This window comes from uncultured Agitococcus sp. (assembly GCF_937920075.1).
Taxonomy (GTDB): domain Bacteria; phylum Pseudomonadota; class Gammaproteobacteria; order Pseudomonadales; family Moraxellaceae; genus Agitococcus.
Map to the genome: position 1 here is coordinate 1 of NZ_CALETI010000156.1, position 17289 is coordinate 17289.

At 40.4% G+C, this 17289-nt stretch carries 20 protein-coding genes; 2 read left to right on the forward strand and 18 right to left on the reverse strand.

What is annotated here, in order from left to right; all coding sequences use genetic code 11:
• The 17 genes from Q0212_RS05790 to Q0212_RS05870 all read right to left on the reverse strand — a co-directional run.
• A partial coding sequence (locus Q0212_RS05790) for a class II glutamine amidotransferase (protein WP_297923490.1) occupies positions 1 to 671 on the reverse strand: 671 nt, incomplete at its 3' end.
• A gap of 8 nt (positions 672 to 679) precedes the next feature.
• The gene (locus tag Q0212_RS05795; protein WP_297923491.1) at positions 680 to 1210 is read right to left on the reverse strand and encodes a CvpA family protein; all 531 of its coding nucleotides are present in this window, start codon (positions 1208 to 1210) and stop codon (positions 680 to 682) included.
• A gap of 1 nt (position 1211) precedes the next feature.
• The gene (locus tag Q0212_RS05800) at positions 1212 to 2264 is read right to left on the reverse strand and encodes a quinone-dependent dihydroorotate dehydrogenase (RefSeq protein ID WP_297923493.1); all 1053 of its coding nucleotides are present in this window, start codon (positions 2262 to 2264) and stop codon (positions 1212 to 1214) included.
• Between the two features lie 104 nt (positions 2265 to 2368).
• Entirely contained in the window at positions 2369 to 3208 is an 840-nt protein-coding gene (locus tag Q0212_RS05805; RefSeq protein ID WP_297923495.1) for a MoxR family ATPase, read from the reverse strand.
• A 9-nt stretch (positions 3209 to 3217) separates the two neighbouring features.
• A complete protein-coding gene (locus Q0212_RS05810) occupies positions 3218 to 3532 on the reverse strand; it encodes a hypothetical protein (RefSeq protein ID WP_297923497.1) in 315 nt (104 codons plus the stop codon).
• A 12-nt stretch (positions 3533 to 3544) separates the two neighbouring features.
• Positions 3545 to 3844 (reverse strand): YcgL domain-containing protein, encoded by a 300-nt coding sequence (locus tag Q0212_RS05815; protein ID WP_297923498.1) that lies wholly within the window; start codon positions 3842 to 3844, stop codon positions 3545 to 3547.
• A 7-nt stretch (positions 3845 to 3851) separates the two neighbouring features.
• A complete protein-coding gene (gene rnd / locus Q0212_RS05820) occupies positions 3852 to 5048 on the reverse strand; it encodes a ribonuclease D (protein ID WP_297923500.1) in 1197 nt (398 codons plus the stop codon).
• Positions 5048 to 6193 carry an acyl-CoA dehydrogenase family protein gene (locus Q0212_RS05825; protein WP_297923502.1) on the reverse strand — a complete coding sequence of 382 codons (1146 nt, stop codon included), beginning with the start codon at positions 6191 to 6193 and terminating at the stop codon, positions 5048 to 5050. Before Q0212_RS05825 ends, rnd begins: the two co-directional genes overlap by 1 nt.
• A 364-nt stretch (positions 6194 to 6557) precedes the next feature.
• Complete coding sequence (locus tag Q0212_RS05830) at positions 6558 to 6854, reverse strand: hypothetical protein (protein ID WP_297923504.1); 297 nt, start codon at positions 6852 to 6854, stop codon at positions 6558 to 6560.
• A 1-nt stretch (position 6855) separates the two neighbouring features.
• Positions 6856 to 7356: a DUF6586 family protein gene (locus tag Q0212_RS05835; protein ID WP_297923505.1), complete on the reverse strand. Its 501-nt coding sequence runs from the start codon at positions 7354 to 7356 to the stop codon at positions 6856 to 6858.
• A 76-nt stretch (positions 7357 to 7432) separates the two neighbouring features.
• Positions 7433 to 10048, reverse strand: coding sequence for a type I DNA topoisomerase (topA, locus tag Q0212_RS05840; protein WP_367175636.1), 2616 nt, complete (start codon positions 10046 to 10048; stop codon positions 7433 to 7435).
• A gap of 113 nt (positions 10049 to 10161) precedes the next feature.
• Positions 10162 to 10596, reverse strand: a complete 435-nt coding sequence (locus Q0212_RS05845; protein WP_297923507.1) for a hypothetical protein — start codon at positions 10594 to 10596, stop codon at positions 10162 to 10164.
• A 5-nt stretch (positions 10597 to 10601) separates the two neighbouring features.
• Positions 10602 to 11282 carry a hypothetical protein gene (locus Q0212_RS05850; protein ID WP_297923509.1) on the reverse strand — a complete coding sequence of 227 codons (681 nt, stop codon included), beginning with the start codon at positions 11280 to 11282 and terminating at the stop codon, positions 10602 to 10604.
• A 38-nt stretch (positions 11283 to 11320) separates the two neighbouring features.
• The gene (locus Q0212_RS05855) at positions 11321 to 11998 is read right to left on the reverse strand and encodes a hypothetical protein (protein WP_297923511.1); all 678 of its coding nucleotides are present in this window, start codon (positions 11996 to 11998) and stop codon (positions 11321 to 11323) included.
• Between the two features lie 120 nt (positions 11999 to 12118).
• A complete protein-coding gene (locus Q0212_RS05860; protein WP_297923513.1) occupies positions 12119 to 12931 on the reverse strand; it encodes an MOSC N-terminal beta barrel domain-containing protein in 813 nt (270 codons plus the stop codon).
• Positions 12932 to 13092: 161 nt separating this feature from the next.
• Positions 13093 to 14022: an FAD-binding protein gene (locus tag Q0212_RS05865; protein WP_297923515.1), complete on the reverse strand. Its 930-nt coding sequence runs from the start codon at positions 14020 to 14022 to the stop codon at positions 13093 to 13095.
• A gap of 1 nt (position 14023) precedes the next feature.
• A complete protein-coding gene (locus Q0212_RS05870) occupies positions 14024 to 14773 on the reverse strand; it encodes an electron transfer flavoprotein subunit beta/FixA family protein (RefSeq protein ID WP_297923517.1) in 750 nt (249 codons plus the stop codon).
• A 403-nt stretch (positions 14774 to 15176) separates the two neighbouring features.
• On the opposite strand from Q0212_RS05870, the gene fabA reads away from it, so the two are divergent.
• Both fabA and fabB read left to right on the forward strand, forming a co-directional pair.
• Positions 15177 to 15689 (forward strand): 3-hydroxyacyl-[acyl-carrier-protein] dehydratase FabA, encoded by a 513-nt coding sequence (gene fabA, locus Q0212_RS05875; RefSeq protein ID WP_297923519.1) that lies wholly within the window; start codon positions 15177 to 15179, stop codon positions 15687 to 15689.
• A gap of 123 nt (positions 15690 to 15812) precedes the next feature.
• Positions 15813 to 17027 carry a beta-ketoacyl-ACP synthase I gene (gene fabB, locus Q0212_RS05880; protein ID WP_297923521.1) on the forward strand — a complete coding sequence of 405 codons (1215 nt, stop codon included), beginning with the start codon at positions 15813 to 15815 and terminating at the stop codon, positions 17025 to 17027.
• 51 nt (positions 17028 to 17078) lie between these two features.
• On the opposite strand, the gene Q0212_RS05885 is transcribed toward fabB, so the two are convergent.
• A partial coding sequence (locus Q0212_RS05885; protein WP_297923523.1) for an META domain-containing protein occupies positions 17079 to 17289 on the reverse strand: 211 nt, incomplete at its 5' end.

A 17289-nucleotide genomic window follows, 5' to 3' on the forward strand; every position in this document is an offset into this window, starting at 1 on the left:
GCTAAATCTCGGACAACGGTATAACCTAACGAGGTAATCGCCACCGATTCAGAGGCAATAATATATTCTTTGCCTTGCGCGCTATTTCGTTCACCATACACAATAGGACGAATACCATGTGGGTCTCTAAAACCTAATAAGCCATAACCCGTAATCATCGCCACCACCGCATAAGCACCACGACAACGCTTATGCACAGCAGCTACCGCAGCAAAGACATCTTCTTCACTGGGTTGTAATTTACCTAACTCTTGCAATTCATGGGCAAACACATTTAACAAGACTTCAGAGTCTGAATCGGTGTTGATGTGGCGTAAATCGGTGCGGAATAAATCGTTACTAATCTCTTGGGCATTGGTTAAATTACCATTATGCGCCAAGGTAATACCGTACGGTGAATTAACATAAAACGGTTGCGCTTCGGCTGAACTTGATGAGCCTGCCGTTGGATAACGCACATGACCAATACCAAAGTTACCCACTAAACGTAACATGTGACGTGTATGAAAAACATCACGTACCATGCCGTTATCTTTACGCAAAAATAAACGTCCATCTTGTGCGGTGACAATCCCTGCTGCATCTTGGCCACGATGTTGAAGCATCGTCAGTGCGTCATAAAGTTCTTGATTAACAGGCGATTTACCAGCTATGCCGACGATACCGCACATAATTTACCTCACTGTTGGCTAGGTTGACGAGTAGGAATTTGAATTTTGGTTTGGGGTAAATGATGCACCTGTTTTTTTATTTCATCTGTGACAAGATGAGCGACAGGTACATAAGGTAATAATGCTTTGGGCATGCTTGCTTCTTGCCACCACGCATCATCTTGAACAAAAGGCGCGAGTAAACCAATCGCTAATAACACAATTAATAAGCCGCGTGCCAAACCAAAACCTGCTCCTGCTAATTTATCAACAGGACGCAAGGCTAAGGCTTTTAATAATTCAGCTAATACTAATGCAATTAATGTGCTTAAAATCACCATGCTTAAACACAATACTAAAAAGGCTACTGCTTTTTGCAAGGAAGGTGTGCTAATAAATGGCTGTAAAGTAACCGCAAAACTCTGATAACCATTAATGGCAACGATTAAACCAACAACCCATCCTGCTAAAGCCAAACCTTCGCGAATAATGCCACGGCTAAAGCCTTTCCAAATCGAAATAGCAAGCAAACCCAAAATTAAAATATCGGCTAATGGCATCTTAGACTACATCTTGTTGTATAGCAGACTGCAAATGCTCTAAGGCTTTAATCGCGGCTACGGCATCTTCAATTAATTGTGGGCCTTGATAAATAAAGCCTGTATATAATTGCACCAAACTTGCACCTGTGGTGATTTTGTCGGCGGCGGACATTCCATCGGTAATACCACCCACACCCATCACAGGAATACGTCCCTCTAAAGCAGTACACAAACGAGACAAGGTATAATTAGATAAAGCTTTTAAAGGTTTACCGCTTAAACCACCCGTTTCACTGGCTAAGTTTAAGCTTTCAATACCTGGTCTGGTAATGGTGGTATTGGTGGCAATCACACCGTCAATTTTGTATTGCACCAATTGATCGGCCATGTACTCAATTTCTTCATCTTGTAAATCGGGTGCAATTTTTACTACTAATGGCACATAATGACCATATTGTGTAGCCAAGCGAGCTTGAGTTTCTTTGAGTTGGCTTAATAAATCAGAGAACGCTGAACCAGTTTGTAAAGAGCGTAAACCTTGGGTATTTGGTGAAGAAATATTCACGGTCACATAAGAGGCTAGATCGTAAACTTTTTCTAAACAATGCACATAATCATCGGCGGCATTTTCGACTGGTGTATCAAAGTTTTTACCAATGTTAATCCCTAATACACCCTGATATTTGGCTTTTTTGACTTGATTAACTAAATGGTCAACACCCAAATTATTAAAACCCATGCGATTAATAATCGCTTGTGCTTCGGGCAATCTAAATAAACGCGGTTGCGGATTGCCTACTTGTGGCCGTGGGGTGATTGTACCAATTTCGATAAAGCCAAAACCTAATGCGGCCAAAGCATCAATATAATCGCCGTTTTTGTCTAAACCTGCGGCCAAACCAACAGCATTGGGAAAATCAATACCCATGACTTTTACAGGCTGTTGCGGCGTTTTATGTAATAAACCTAATAAACCTAGAGAGTTGGCAATCGCCATGCTGCGTAAGGCAACATGATGGGAGGTTTCTGCATCAAAACGAAATAATAAAGAACGGATTAAGGGATAATACATAACGCACCTCAGGAATAGGTAAAAACCTATTCCTTTTTAGCCTGTAGTTTAGGACTTAGCTTTAGCAAGGCGCGAATTATACACGTTTTATTGTCGATAAGCGATTAACCACGACGACTCATAAACGCCAAACGCTCCAACAAATGTACGTCTTGCTCATTTTTTAGTAAAGCACCATGCAATGGTGGAATCGCGGTACGTGTATCACGGTTACGTAAAATATCTTCGGGCAAATCATCAGACATTAATAACTTTAACCAATCAATGAGTTCTGAGGTTGAAGGACGCTTTTTTAAACCCGCCACTTTACGCAAGTCAAAGAAAATATCTAAAGCTTCTTTAACCAAGGTTTGCTGAATTTGTGGATAATGCACCGCCACAATCCGCTTCATGGTTTCAGCATCAGGAAAAGTAATATAGTGGAAGAAACAACGACGCAAAAAGGCATCAGGTAAGTCTTTTTCGTTATTGGAGGTAATAATCACAATTGGGCGATATTTGGCTTTAATGGTTTCGCCAGTCTCATAAACAAAGAACTCCATTTTATCGAGTTCGGTTAACAAGTCATTGGGAAACTCAATATCCGCTTTATCTATTTCATCAATCAACAACACTACACGCTCATCACTGGCAAATGCTTCCCACAATTTACCTTGTTTAATGTAGTTTTTAATATCAAAAACGCGATTATCACCTAACTGCGAATCACGCAAACGAGATACAGCATCGTACTCATACAAGCCTTGTTGTGCCTTGGTTGTTGATTTAATGTGCCATTGAATCAGCTTTAACCCCAAAGATTGAGCGACTTGCTCTGCTAATAAGGTTTTGCCAGTGCCTGGTTCGCCCTTAATTAATAACGGCTTTTGTAATTTGATCGCTGCATTAACAGCTAATTTTAAATCCTCGGTGGCTACATAAGCCTCTGTACCAGTAAATTGCATATCATGCTCTCAATAAGATTTACGTGTTTTTAGCCAAGCAATAAAACAAGCAATAGTTGACACCAATAAAATGGCGGATAAGCTTTTTAAAGCTGCAATACCAAAACCTGACAATACATTAAACATGGTGGCAATAATTGCAGGCGCAGGCAACCAAGTTTCTTGGTCTATAGGCCACGGTGTCAATAAGACACACAACATTAATACAGCTAAAACAGGTCTGATATTTTCGGGAAGTAATCGTGCTATTCCGCGCTGATAAACCCATAACATCGCTAAAGCAGATGCTAAATATACCACCCATGCCACCACATATCCCAACATAGTCCTGCTCCTTTATTGCTGATACTTGCTTTCATCAGGACGGAATAAATCGAGCATATAATCTTCACGCGGTGGAGGCATTTGTAAATAAAAACCTTTTTCGGCCAAATCGGCCAATACCAAATGAACATCGGCACGCGCCAGTTTTTTTGAAGGTGTTAACAGCAACGTACCAAACAATTTGGGTGTCCCAAACATGGTTAATAAAGCTTCTGGCACTCGAGCAAATCCTTCTGCTTTACGTACATACAAATACATTTCATCTTTTTTTGAACTTTTGTAAATACTACAAATCTCAGGTTTTGCACTCATAAATCTCTCAATTAAATACTGGCTCAACAGAATCATCTAAACGATGACGATATTGTCGCCATTTTAACAATTGCTGAGCTTGACTGGCTAATATTTCTAACAAAGGTTTAGTTAAAATCTCATAACGCCAACCTTGTAATGCTAAGGGCAAGGTAAAATTATCACCCTCATCAATATAACCTAAGACTAAAGCGTCTAACCAACGTTTGCGTAATAATACATCCGCAGGAATATGATGCTGCTGTGCTATTTGATCTGTTTTTTGTCGTAATAAATCAAACAAAGACTTAGCAGACTTAGGTAATGGTAATGGTAATAGTGGTGGACACTGTTCAATAGGCTGATGCCGTGCAGCCTTAATCATTTCTAAAAGCATTGGCCCATGTTTTTGATAAGTGCGCGGATGCAAATCTTCAATACGCGATAATTGTGCTAAGGTATATGGCCGCTTTTGCACCATTGCTAGTAAGGTATGATTTTTTAACACAAAAGCTCTTGGAATATCATGTAAACGTGCAGATGCTTCGCGCCACATGGCTAAGTTTTTTAACAATAACAATTGTCTACGGTCAAACTGCCATGCGTTACTAAATTGTTGGTATAAAGTTTTTAAATAAGGGACTGGTGCGCCCTCTTTGAGCATTAATAGGCTATCTTCTTGACAATAGGCTAATAAGTCTTTTTCGCGCAACCTCGCCACCACAAAATCATATAAGGCAGGCAAATATTCAACATCCGATACCGCATATTGTAGTTGTTCGCTGGTTAAGGGTCGTGCCAACCAATCGGAACGCGTTTCAGCTTTACTAATATCAATATCCAAACATTCTTTTAATGCTTTTTGATAGCCTACTTGCAAACCATAGCCCAAAAATGCGAAACCAATTTGGGTATCAAAAATATTACTCATGCGAGCTTGTGGGTATTTATAAAATAAAACTTCTATATCTTCAGAACAAGCGTGAACAATTTTTAAACTATGGGGATTCGCTAACAACTCACCTAAACCCAAAGCCACAGTATCAATGGCTAATGGATCTATTAAATAGACTTTTTGATTAACATTGAGTTGTAACAAAGCAATTTGCGGATTAAAGGTATTAACCCGCATAAACTCGGTATCTAAGGCAAGTGTTTTAGCACTCGCCCATCCTGTTAATAACTCTTTAAATCGTTGTTGTTCGGTTATTAAATGCCAGCTCATCACAATCCCAGTTGTTTGGCGATTACCTCATTCATGATTTCGTGAGTACCGCCACCAATAGATAAAATTCGATTATCACGGTATAAACGTTCAACTAGACTTTCGCGCATAAACCCCATGCCACCAAAAATTTGTACAGCTTCATAGGTGACCGAATCACTGATTCGTGTAGCAAAATTTTTGGCCATTGACACTTCTTTCACCGCAGGAATACCCGAGGCAATTTGTGCTGCTACACGATAGGTAAATTCTTTACTGGCTTCTAAATCCGTTGCCATATCCGCTAATTTATGGCGTATGACTTGCATTTTGGCCAAAGGTTTACCAAAAGCCACGCGCTGATGAACATATTTTAAGCATTCTTCGAGTGCCAACTGCGCAGTCATATTTGCCATCACGGCTAAGTTTAACCGTTCTTTCTGGAAATTGCTCATAATAACAAAGAACCCAGCGTTTTCAGCACCAATAATGTTCGATTTTGGCACTAAAACATCATTAAAAAATAATTCTGCGGTATCACTCGCCCACCACCCCATCTTTTTTAAAGGTTGGCCGACTGAAAACCCTGCTCTATCTCGCTCAATAAGCAACAAACTAATGCCGCCATAACCTTCACCACCTGTACGCACAGCCACTGTATAGTAGTCAGCACGATGTCCAGAAGTAATAAAGGTTTTACTGCCATTGACCCGATAATAATCACCGTCACTCTCTGCACGAGTTTTTAGATTGGCGACGTCTGATCCACCTGAAGGCTCAGTAATAGCTAATGCCGCAATTTTTTCACCACGCAATACCGCAGGTACAATTCGTTCTTTTAGTTCTTGGCTAGCCCAATTTTCGATGGGAGGCAAACCAATATCTAACGAACCTAAACTGGCTGCCAAACCACCTGAGCCGGCTCTCATAATTTCTTCACTAGCAGCAATTTTCATAAAAATATCTGCGCCACTACCGCCTAACTCTTCTGGGTGGTCAATCCCTAATAATCCTGCTTCACCTGCCAAGTTATATAACTCACGCGGAAAAGTACCCGCTTCTTCCCAGTCATTAATAAACGGCCTAATGTGTTGGTCAACAAATTTACGGGCAGTTAAACGTACTTGGTTATGGGTTTCATTAAAATAAGAAGTGTATAGCGACATGATATTTTGCTCTGTAAGATAGTTAACTAAGTTTCGCTAGTAATTCTGGACTTACGCTTTTTTGAAATTAGCTCGTTTTGTGAACATAAAGGCACTGAAAATGCCCATGATGTGCGCAAATAAGCGATAACCGCGTAAGTCACAAGCAGTGGTATAGCGCAAGTCCTAATGTGCTATCAGCAATACTGGCATATTTTAAAAAAACAACCAAGCGTTTGCTTGGTTGTTTTTCTATCATTTGAAAATGAGAAATATACTTATATATATGACGGTGATATGTGTTAAAAAAACACATGCTTAGAATTGGTAAATTTGTCTAGTTATTTGGGGTTATCATGTGCATAATCGTAAGATCGATAACCCCTTAATGCAACTTAGTATTGGGTGGTAGAGATTGTTCAGGATCAACATCTACGTCTGTTAATTCGCCACTTTCAATGGCTTCTTTTAAGGCTTCAGCATGTGCTTTGGCAACGGCTTGTAAGCCCATACTAATCATTAAACGCCCTAATTGTGCTGACTGACCGTTGATTAAACCTTTGGCTTCTTCAGAAAAATGAATACGCACAAAAGGTTCGCTAGAACCTTCAGCACTATCAACACGACGCAACACCACATCACCATCGTCTAGTTCAACGATTTCTAACATTGCTTCTGGCATGTTAAAACTCTACCATTTCTTGTCTAAACTCAGCAAACAAACGCTGTAGTTGCGTGTGCCAAGTTTTAAGACGTTGTTCAACAGGTTCAGGTTCAACAGGATTTGTCACCGCGCGCATAATTAAGCCTTCGGCCAATTCAGCTTCAGGTTGAATCTCAACAGGCTCTGGAGCTAATTGGCAATCAGCAAAAGCTTGTTGTAACTCCCCCAACCAACCACCATCTTCGACAGCTTGTAATTGGCTAATTTCGGGTGATACTTGACCTTTTGCATCTAATGCCAAACGAATTGCTTCGGTTGTGCCGAGTTGTGGTGATAATTTATAAAATCGACTTAATTCTTGCAAAAAGGCTAAAAACGCACCGTGTAAATGAAACACGGCGGCTTCGTAATTCGCTTGTTTGCTAGGCTCATCAACCGCTTGTTCTACTTGTTGCATTGCCATTTTAGCAAAATAAAACTTTTGGTTGGTTCGGCCTGCACCATATCGTGCTACGCGCATAGATATTTACCTTATTGATTGACGCCCTCACCCCAACCCTCTCCCGCAGGGAGAGAGTTAGAGTGAGGGTAAAACGCTACTTCTCTTTTGACATTTTACCTTTGGTAATCTTCCAACTACCATCACGATAAAATGCTTGCCAACCTGTAGGCTTGCCATCTTCTTCAGTCGCAACAAATTGCTCTTTGGTTTTGCGGCTAAAACGTAACAAACTTGGGTTGCCATAATCATCCGTTGCAGGTGCAGACAATAAATAATGATATTTAGGGTCCAAACGGTCAGCAACTTGCTTTAATTCTGCAATACTTGGTGTGCGTGTTTCACGGTTTTTAGGGAATTGGCTAGCTGCCAAAAACAACCCTGCTGCACCATCACGCAACACAAAATAATCACTCACCTTGCTACATTTAATGTCGGTGTGAATTGGTTCTGCTTTAGGTGGGGCAGCTTCGCCATTTTTCAAGACTTTACGAGTATTTGGACATGAACTACACGCAAAATAAGCCCCAAAACGGCCAGTTTTTAGCTCCATAGAGCCGCCACATTTGTCACACTCTACCGTTGGCCCTTCATAACCTTTTAGCTTGTAACTGCCTTGTTCTAAAACAAAACCATTACAATCAGGATTATTACCACAAACGTGTAATTTACGCTCAGCATCAACTAAATAGCTATCCATTGCCGTGCTGCATTTTGGACAACGTTTTTTGGCGCGTAATTCGTTGGTTTCGCCTTCTTCATCATTATCAGCAAGGGCTAAATGTTCAACAGGGGTTAAATTGATCGTGCCTTTACAACGCTCTTTAGGTGGTAAAGCATAACCACTACAACCTAAAAAGACGCCTGTGCTGGCAGTACGTACTTGCATAGGACGTGAACATAAATGGCAAGGAACACCAATCTCGACAGGTTGATTGCGGCGCATACCATTTTCGCCAGAGGCTTTTTCGAGTTTGGCCTTAAAGTCGCTATAAAAATCATTCAGCAACTTTTTCCAATTAACATCACCTTCAGCGACTTTATCTAACTCTTCTTCTAACTTAGCGGTAAACGCATAATCCATTAAGTTATCAAAGCTTTCTAACAAACGATCAGCAACAATATCACCCATTTTTTCGGCATAAAAACGTTTGCTATCTAATTTAACGTAGCCACGGTCTTGAATGGTCGAAATAATTGATGCATAGGTTGATGGGCGGCCAATGCCACGCTTTTCTAACTCCCGAACTAAAGTTGCTTCGGTGTAGCGTGGTGGTGCTTTGGTAAAATGCTGTGTTGGTAACAATTTGAGTAATGTTAAGGCTTCACCCACTTTGACATTAGGCAAGACCACATCATCATTCTCTTTTTGTACCGCTGACAATACTTTGGTAAAGCCATCAAACGTCAAAATACGACCGCGTGTACGCAATTCATAATCACCTGCGGCTACGGCTAATGAAGTGCTCATGTATTCGGCTTCAGGCATTTGACACGCGACAAATTGACGCCAAATTAACTCATATAACCGTTCAGCATCACGTTCTAAACCACTAATACTACTAGGTTTTGCGTTAACATCTGAAGGTCGAATCGCTTCGTGAGCTTCTTGTGCACCACTTTTGCTAGCATAAATATTAGCTTTGGCAGGCAAATATTGATTGCCAAACTCATGACTAATAAAACCACGTACCGCTTGAATGGCATCTTGGCTCAAATTAGTCGAGTCAGTACGCATATAGGTGATATAACCTGCCTCATACAAACGCTGGGCTAAGGTCATGGTTTTTTTAACACTAAAACCTAAACGTGTGCTTGCTGCCTGTTGCAAGGTTGAGGTAATGAATGGTGCTGGTGGACGTGTTTTGGTCGGTTTATCTTCACGTTTACTGATCACATAATTGGCTTTTTGCAAATGAGCAACAGCTGTTTTTGCTTCTTGCTCATTTCTGGCCTTAAAGGTTTGCTCTTTATATTTGCTAACTTGTAAACGCAAGGCTGCTTTACCTTGGGTTTGGGTATCAGCATGAATCTCCCAAAACTCTTCAGGCACAAAAGCACGAATTTCACGCTCTTTTTCAACCACTAAACGCACCGCCACCGATTGCACACGTCCTGCGGACAAGCCACGCGCAATTTTTTCCCACAATAATGGCGAAACCATATAACCGACGACACGATCTAAAAAGCGGCGGGCTTGTTGGGCGTTAACACGATCTAAATTTAAACGTGCAGGCTGTTTAAAGGCAGAGGTAATAGCCGATTTAGTAATTTCATTAAATACAACACGTTGATAACGATTGGGATCACCACCTATCACTTGTTGCAAATGCCATGCAATCGCCTCTCCTTCTCTATCCAAGTCGGTGGCTAGATAAACCGTTTCAACCGAGTTAGCGAGCGATTTTAATTCAGCCACTACTTTTTCTTTACCAGGTAAAATTTGGTAGTTAGCTAACCAATCATGCTCAGGATCAACGCCCATGCGCGCGAACAAAGCGCTTTTGGCTTTAGTGGCTTTTTCTTCGGCACTTAACCGTGTTTTTGTGGTTGTTTTGACCTCTTTTTCTTCTTTTTCGTCTTTACTGCCCCCACTGACAGGCAAATCACGAACATGACCAATACTTGATTTAACAATAAAATCTTTCCCTAAATATTTATTAATGGTTTTCGCCTTCGCTGGCGACTCCACAATCACTAATGCTTTTGCCATAAAAACCTAAAAATTAACGTAATAAATTGAAATTCGCGCAAGGATACAACACTTCCTCTCTTTTGCTTATAAAACGATAGGAAATTTTTGTAGATATGCAAAAAATTATTGATTTATGAATTCGCTAATTGTTGCATCCACGCTTTTAACGGAGTTAATGCTTCTATTGTTGCATCTTCTTGCCAATAAATACTAATACTATTGGCCTGAGCTTCTATAGCAATTAAATATTTTTCTTCGGAAATTAATGCCGCTTTTGATAATAATCCTTGGCCTGCTGCCACTTGCCAAGAACCATCTTTTTGACGTTGTTCACGGCTATAGGGCAACTTGGCGGTAGGTACGATTAAACTATAACAAGCAATAAACTGTCGACTATCGGTGACATACCATGACGGTGGTGGCACTAATTTAGGTTGAAAGCCCATTTTTCGTGCAGCTTCGCGTAATAGCATTAACCGTTGCTCACGCGGATTGGGGCGCATCATAAACCATTGACCACCCACAAATACCGCAATTAAACCAATCACCCACCAAAATTTATCCACAAAATTTACTCAATACTACTAAAAAAGACACTTTTCATTTTAGCTAATTGACTGTCTAAAGAGGTAGAAATACTTGCTGAGACGGTAAAAAAACTTAATAAAGCCTTAGAATTGGCATCACTTTTAAAAGCAGCCATCACACGTTGCCAAAAAGCATGATTAACTAACTGTAATTCGGCGTGCTCTTTGATTAAACCTTTTAACTCCCAATCAGGGATACCACCTTCACGCCAAACAAAATATTGTTTCATCAAATACACCGATGCCAAGCGTAAAATGGCTTCTTCTTTGCTGGCAAAGGGTAAATGAGTTCTGGCATTCGGTTTTAAATCACAAAAGACAGGACAAGCACTGGTAGCCATAATTAAGCCCATCAATGCGCGCATTCCTTCTTCTAAAGTCACTCGTTTAACATATTCACGTTCAGCGGTTAACACTCGAACATTCACTTTAGTGAGTGCCGATAGTTTTTGCACATCTTGAATAACTTTATCTAAATCTAAAGCCGCAGGACAATGGCTATAAATTTTTTTATCTAAAGGACAGTTTTTGCATTGATTGTTAGTTAACTTTGTCCATTCAGGCGCGTGACTATAATCGGCATGAATCGAAAAACGTCGATTAACTTGAATATCATAATTAAGGTCTAAACCATCATCAAATGAGAAAAAGTATTGAATAATCATCTTGTTGTGATCCAATTTTTTAATTTTTAAATTTTCAGTTATTGGCCACTATAGAACACATTCTTCATTTTTACCAATTGACTTTGGAGTGATGCCGACATATTTGATGATAAGGTAAAAAAACCTAATAAGGCTTTTGAGTTAGCATCACTTTGAAAAGCAGTCATAGTGCGTTGCCAAAAGGCATGATTGACTAACTGTAACTGCTCGTTAGTTTTGATTAAACCTTTTAATTCCCAATCAGGCTCTCCACCTTCTTGTGCAAGCAAGTATTGATTCATTAAATACAAAGATGCCGAACGTAATACCGACTCTTCGCGGCTAGCAAAAGGCAGATGATGACGCGCATTTGGCCTTAAAGTATTAAAAACAGGACAGGCACTGGTGGCCATAATTAAGCCCATTAAGGCTCTCACCCCTTCTTCCAAAGTCACCCGTTTGGCATATTCACGCTCTGGCGTAATCACCGTCACACGTAATTTAGTAATTGCAGGTGTCTGTTGAAACTCTCTAATGACCTTATCTAAATCTAAAGCAGCAGGACAATGACTAAATACTTCTTTTTTTAATGGGCAATTAGCACATTGATTATTATCCAGTTTTGTCCATTCGGGTGCAGCACTTAAATCTTGTTTAAAGTCAAATTGACGATCTAAATCGACTTGAAAATGTAATTGTTTTTTATCATCAAAATCAAAAAAATACTCAATAATCATTGCTTGTAACTCTTATTAAAATTTATATTTTTAGTGTGATAAGACTAAAATATTCATCCGTTTTAAGCAAGATTATCCTCAACAGACTTGAGCATTGGATTGTAGTCAATAAGTAAGTCATCATTTTTTATAAACAATCTCAACAGCTTGTCCTTGTTGAATGACCCACTCTTTGGGCAAATGACGAATGACTGCATTTTGACCAAGATAAACTTTACCATCTGCTTGACGACGATGTTCGGCTAATACTTTATTAATTGAACTATCTTTAGCTGTTGTATCAGGATCAATACTCGGCATGACACAACGTGAACAGGGTTTGACTAAGTCTAATTCCAACTCACCAATTTTTAGGGTTTGCCATGTATCTTCACTATAAGGCGCAAAATCACCTGCAACAATAATATTGGGTCGAAAACGTCGCCAATCTACGGTTTCAGACCAACGCTGACTCAAATCATCAAAACTGGCTTGGCTAATCACAAGGATGGGGAAACCATCGGAAAAAGCAGTTTGATGCCCTTCTCCTGCCCATGCCGTATCAACAACACGCTGGCTATAATCAGGAAAAAAGACTAGACGCACATTAATGCCCAAAAACTGGCTAAACCATGCATCTGCTTTTTCGCAGACGGTTAATGCCATGACAGTATCCTGCCAAATAGACACCGATATTTCATGAGGATAATTAGGTGTTGCTACCAATGTTGGCATATTAGGCGCATTTACATGCAATACATCATCAAAAGCATTGACCGTTAATAAGGCCATTTGGGCATACTGACGTTGAGTGACAAACTTTCCCTGCTCATCAATTAATAGCCAACGTCTATCCCATGCTAAACCTAAGCTGGTTACTAAACTTTGTTGGAGTGGAATAGCAGCAGCTGATTTTAGCGGATAAATAGCCAACTGAGAGATGAAAGCATTCATGATATGGTCCTAAAACAAAAAAGCCCTAGTAGATACTAGGGCTTTTGGAGTCGGACTTACATATTGCACTGCAATTAGCGCGTTTTGTTGACATAAAATCGCTGAAAGCGATTGCAATGGAAACAAATAAGCGATAACCATGTAAGTCCTAAAAGCAGTGATTACACTAACTTCTCTAACTGAGGCACTAAATCAAACAAGTCACCTACAATACCGTAGTCAGCAACTTGGAAGATTGGAGCTTCTTCGTCTTTGTTGATAGCAACAATAACTTTAGAATCTTTCATACCTGCTAAATGTTGGATGGCACCAGAGATACCAACGGCAACATATAATTGTGGAGCAACGATTTTACCTGTTTGACCCACTTGCATGTCGTTTGGTACGAAACCAGCGTCAACAGCAGCACGAGATGCACCAACAGCAGCACCCAATTTATCAGCCAAGCTGTAAAGGATTTTGAAGTTGTCGCCATTGCCCATACCACGGCCACCAGACACCACAATCTTAGCAGCAGTTAATTCTGGACGGTCAGACTTAGCTAATTCTTCGCCAACAAACTTAGAAGTTGCAGCATCAGTTGCAGAGCCAACTGCTTCAACAGCAGCAGAACCACCTGTTGCAGCAACAGCATCAAAACCTGTAGAACGTACAGTGATAACTTTGATGGCGTCTAAAGCTTGAACAGTAGCGATGGCGTTACCTGCGTAGATTGGACGTTCAAATGTATCTGCACTCACTACTTTAGTGATTTCAGAAATTTGAGCAACGTCTAACAATGCAGCAACGCGTGGTGCAAAGTTTTTACCATTGGTAGTAGCAGCCGCTAAAATGTGGCTATAACCTTTACCAATTTCAGTCACTAACAAGCTAACGTTTTCAGCTAATTGATTAGCATAAGCAGCATTGTCAGCAACCAATACTTTGCTAACGCCAGCGATTTGTGCAGCAGCAGCGGCAGCAGCTTGACAGCCAGAACCTGCAACTAAAACGTGGATTTCGCCACCAATTGCTTGAGCAGCCGCAACAGTGTTAAGGGTAGCACCTTTAATAGAACTATTATCGTGTTCTGCGTAAACTAAAACTGCCATATTAGATCACCTTTGCTTCGTTCTTGAGTTTAGCAACCAACTCTTCAACAGTCTTCACTTTGATACCTGCACTGCGCTCTGCTGGCGGCTCAACTTTTAATGTCTTAACGCGTGGCGTTACGTCAACACCGAAGTCAGCTGGCGTTTTGGTATCTAAAGGCTTTTTCTTAGCTTTCATGATGTTTGGTAGAGCTGCATAACGTGGCTCGTTCAAACGTAAGTCTGTTGTTACAACAGCTGGCAAGTTTAATTCAACAGTTTGTAAACCACCGTCGATTTCGCGAGTAACGATTGCTTTGCCGCCTTCTACTTTAACAACAGAAGCAAAAGTACCTTGACCATAACCTGCTAAAGCAGCCAACATTTGGCCAGTTTGGTTGTTATCGTCATCAATCGCTTGTTTACCAACAATCACTAATTGTGGTTGTTCTTGGTCACAAATCGCTTTTAAAATTTTGGCAATGGCTAAAGGTTGTACTTCAGAACCAGTTTCTACCAAAATACCGCGGTCTGCACCAAGAGCCATCGCAGTACGGATTTGTTCTTGAGCTTCTTTTGGACCAATAGAAACAACAACGATTTCGCTAACAATGCCTTTTTCTTTTAAACGAACGGCTTCTTCAACGGCGATTTCGCAGAATGGGTTGATAGCCATTTTAACGTTGGCAAGGTCAACACCTGTTTTATCCGCTTTTACGCGAACTTTTACGTTGTAATCTACAACGCGTTTTACAGCAACAAGAGCCTTCATGGAATCCTCGGAATGTGACGATTTAACGAAGTGGTAAGGGTATTATCTGGTTTAAAAACGCAGACAATATAAAAGGTGCAATATCTTCGGATATTGCTGCTTTTTGGTCAAGCGAACAGTGACGAATTAACCTGTTTTTCTGGCCATTGACAAGGATTTTTGTCATTTTTTCGCAATACAAGCCTTCAACAAAAATTTTAATTATCTTTTGAAGACAAATACCGCATAAAAATCAGCCAAAAAAACATAATTAGAAACACTCTAAACGGTTCGTGTCAGTTATATGACATAATCCCTTGCTAAAATCGCAGCATTTTTGGGAGACCAAATTAAATCTCTATTTTTTATCAGACTGGCCTAATTTTTGCTAATTTGTCAGGCTAGTCTTAAAAAGGTTATACCGATGCGTATTGAACAATTTAACAAAGAACAATTACTCGCTTGTGGTGAAGGATCATTATTTGGCGCAGAAAATGCTCGTTTACCTGTTCCACCGATGTTGATGATGGACAGAATTACAAAAATCAGCGATACCGATGGCCAATATGGTAAAGGTGAAATTATCGCTGAATTTGATATAAATCCTGATTTATGGTTTTTTAACTGTCATTTTATTAGCGACCCTGTCATGCCTGGTTGTTTAGGCTTAGATGCGATGTGGCAATTATTAGGTTTTTATTTAGGCTGGCGTGGCAATGCTGGACGTGGTCGTGCTTTGGGTGTGGGTGAAGTCAAGTTTTTTGGTCAAATTTTACCTACTCACCAAAAAGTAACTTACGAACTACAAATTAAACGTGTGGTTGAACGTAAACTAGTAATGGGGATTGCTGATGGTAAAGTCAGCGTTGATGGTCGAGAGATTTATATTGCCTCAGATTTACGTTGTGGCTTGTTTACTCGCACTGATAACTTTTAATAAATAATTTTTGTCATAGTGGTGAATCATCTTTTTTTCACCACTATATGCTTCAATTAATAATTACTTAAGATTGCACGACTATCATGCAAAATATCATGCCAAATTTGTAGAGGACTATTTATGCGTCGCGTCGTTGTTACAGGATTAGGAATCGTTTCGTGTATTGGCAATGACGCCGCTTCCGTTAGCAAAAGTTTAAAACAACAATTATCGGGCATACGCCATAATGCCACTTACGCTGAAATGGGCTTTAAAAGCCAAGTTAGTGGCCGACCTGATGTCGATTTAGAAGCAGCAATTGACCGAAAAGCCAAACGTTTTATGGGTGATGCCGCTGCGTATGCTTATTTAGCCATGCAACAAGCAATTGCTGATGCAGGTTTAAGCAAAGAACAATATGCACAGAATCCGCGTGTCGGTGTGATTGCTGGCTCTGGTGGTGCTTCAACAGCAAACGTCTTACAAGCTGTTGATATAGCTCGCGAAAAAGGCATTAAACGTGTTGGCCCTTATATGGTTCCGCGTACTATGACCAGTACCGTAGTTGCTTCTTTAGCCACCGCGTTTGAAATTCATGGTGTCAATTACGCCATGTCTTCGGCTTGTGCCACCTCTGCCCATTGTATTGGTAATGCGATGGAACAAATTCAATTAGGCAAACAAGATGTTGTCTTTGCAGGGGGCGGTGAAGAAGAACATTGGAGCTTATCGTGTTTATTTGATGCGATGGGAGCTATGGCTAGCAAATATAATGATACACCTGAATCAGCCTCTCGTCCTTTCTCTGCCAATCGTGATGGTTTTGTCATTGCAGGTGGTGGTGGCATTTTAGTCATTGAAGAATACGAACACGCCATTAAACGTGGTGCAAAAATTTATGCCGAATTGGTTGGCTATGCGGCGACCTCTGATGGTTATGATATGGTTGCGCCAAGCGGTGATGGTGCGGCACGCTGTATGCAATTAGCGTTAGCTATGGCAGACTGCCCTGTTGATTACATCAATGCTCACGGCACAGCTACCCCCACAGGCGATTGTGTTGAATTAAAAGCGATTCAACGCGTATTTGGTGAAAATATTCCGTATATCAGCTCAACTAAAGCCTTAACAGGTCACTCTTTAGGTGCAGCGGGTGTACAAGAAGCCATTTATAGTTTGTTAATGATGCAAGATGATTTTATTGCTGCGTCTGCTCATATTGACGAACTTGATCCTGCGGCTGAAGCTTTTCCGATTGTCCGTGAAACCCGTTATCAACCACTTAATGCTGTCATGTCCAATAGCTTTGGTTTTGGCGGCACAAATGCCAGTTTAGTGTTTAAGAAGTTGACATAAACCTCACCCTAGCCCTCTCCTACAAGGAGAGGGAAATTCATTGCAATCATCTTACCTCAACTCAAATACCGCCACCGTATCGCTTTTCTCATCTAACAAATACAAATGTTTATCTTTAATTCGCCAAGCGCGTGTATCGGTTAATGCTTCAATAAATAACGCTTCTTGGACAATACCACCGCTTGGACAAAAAATCTTGGTACTACTAATTTCACTAAATTTTAAAAAACTATCTTGTAGGCGATAATTACCCATCAAACGG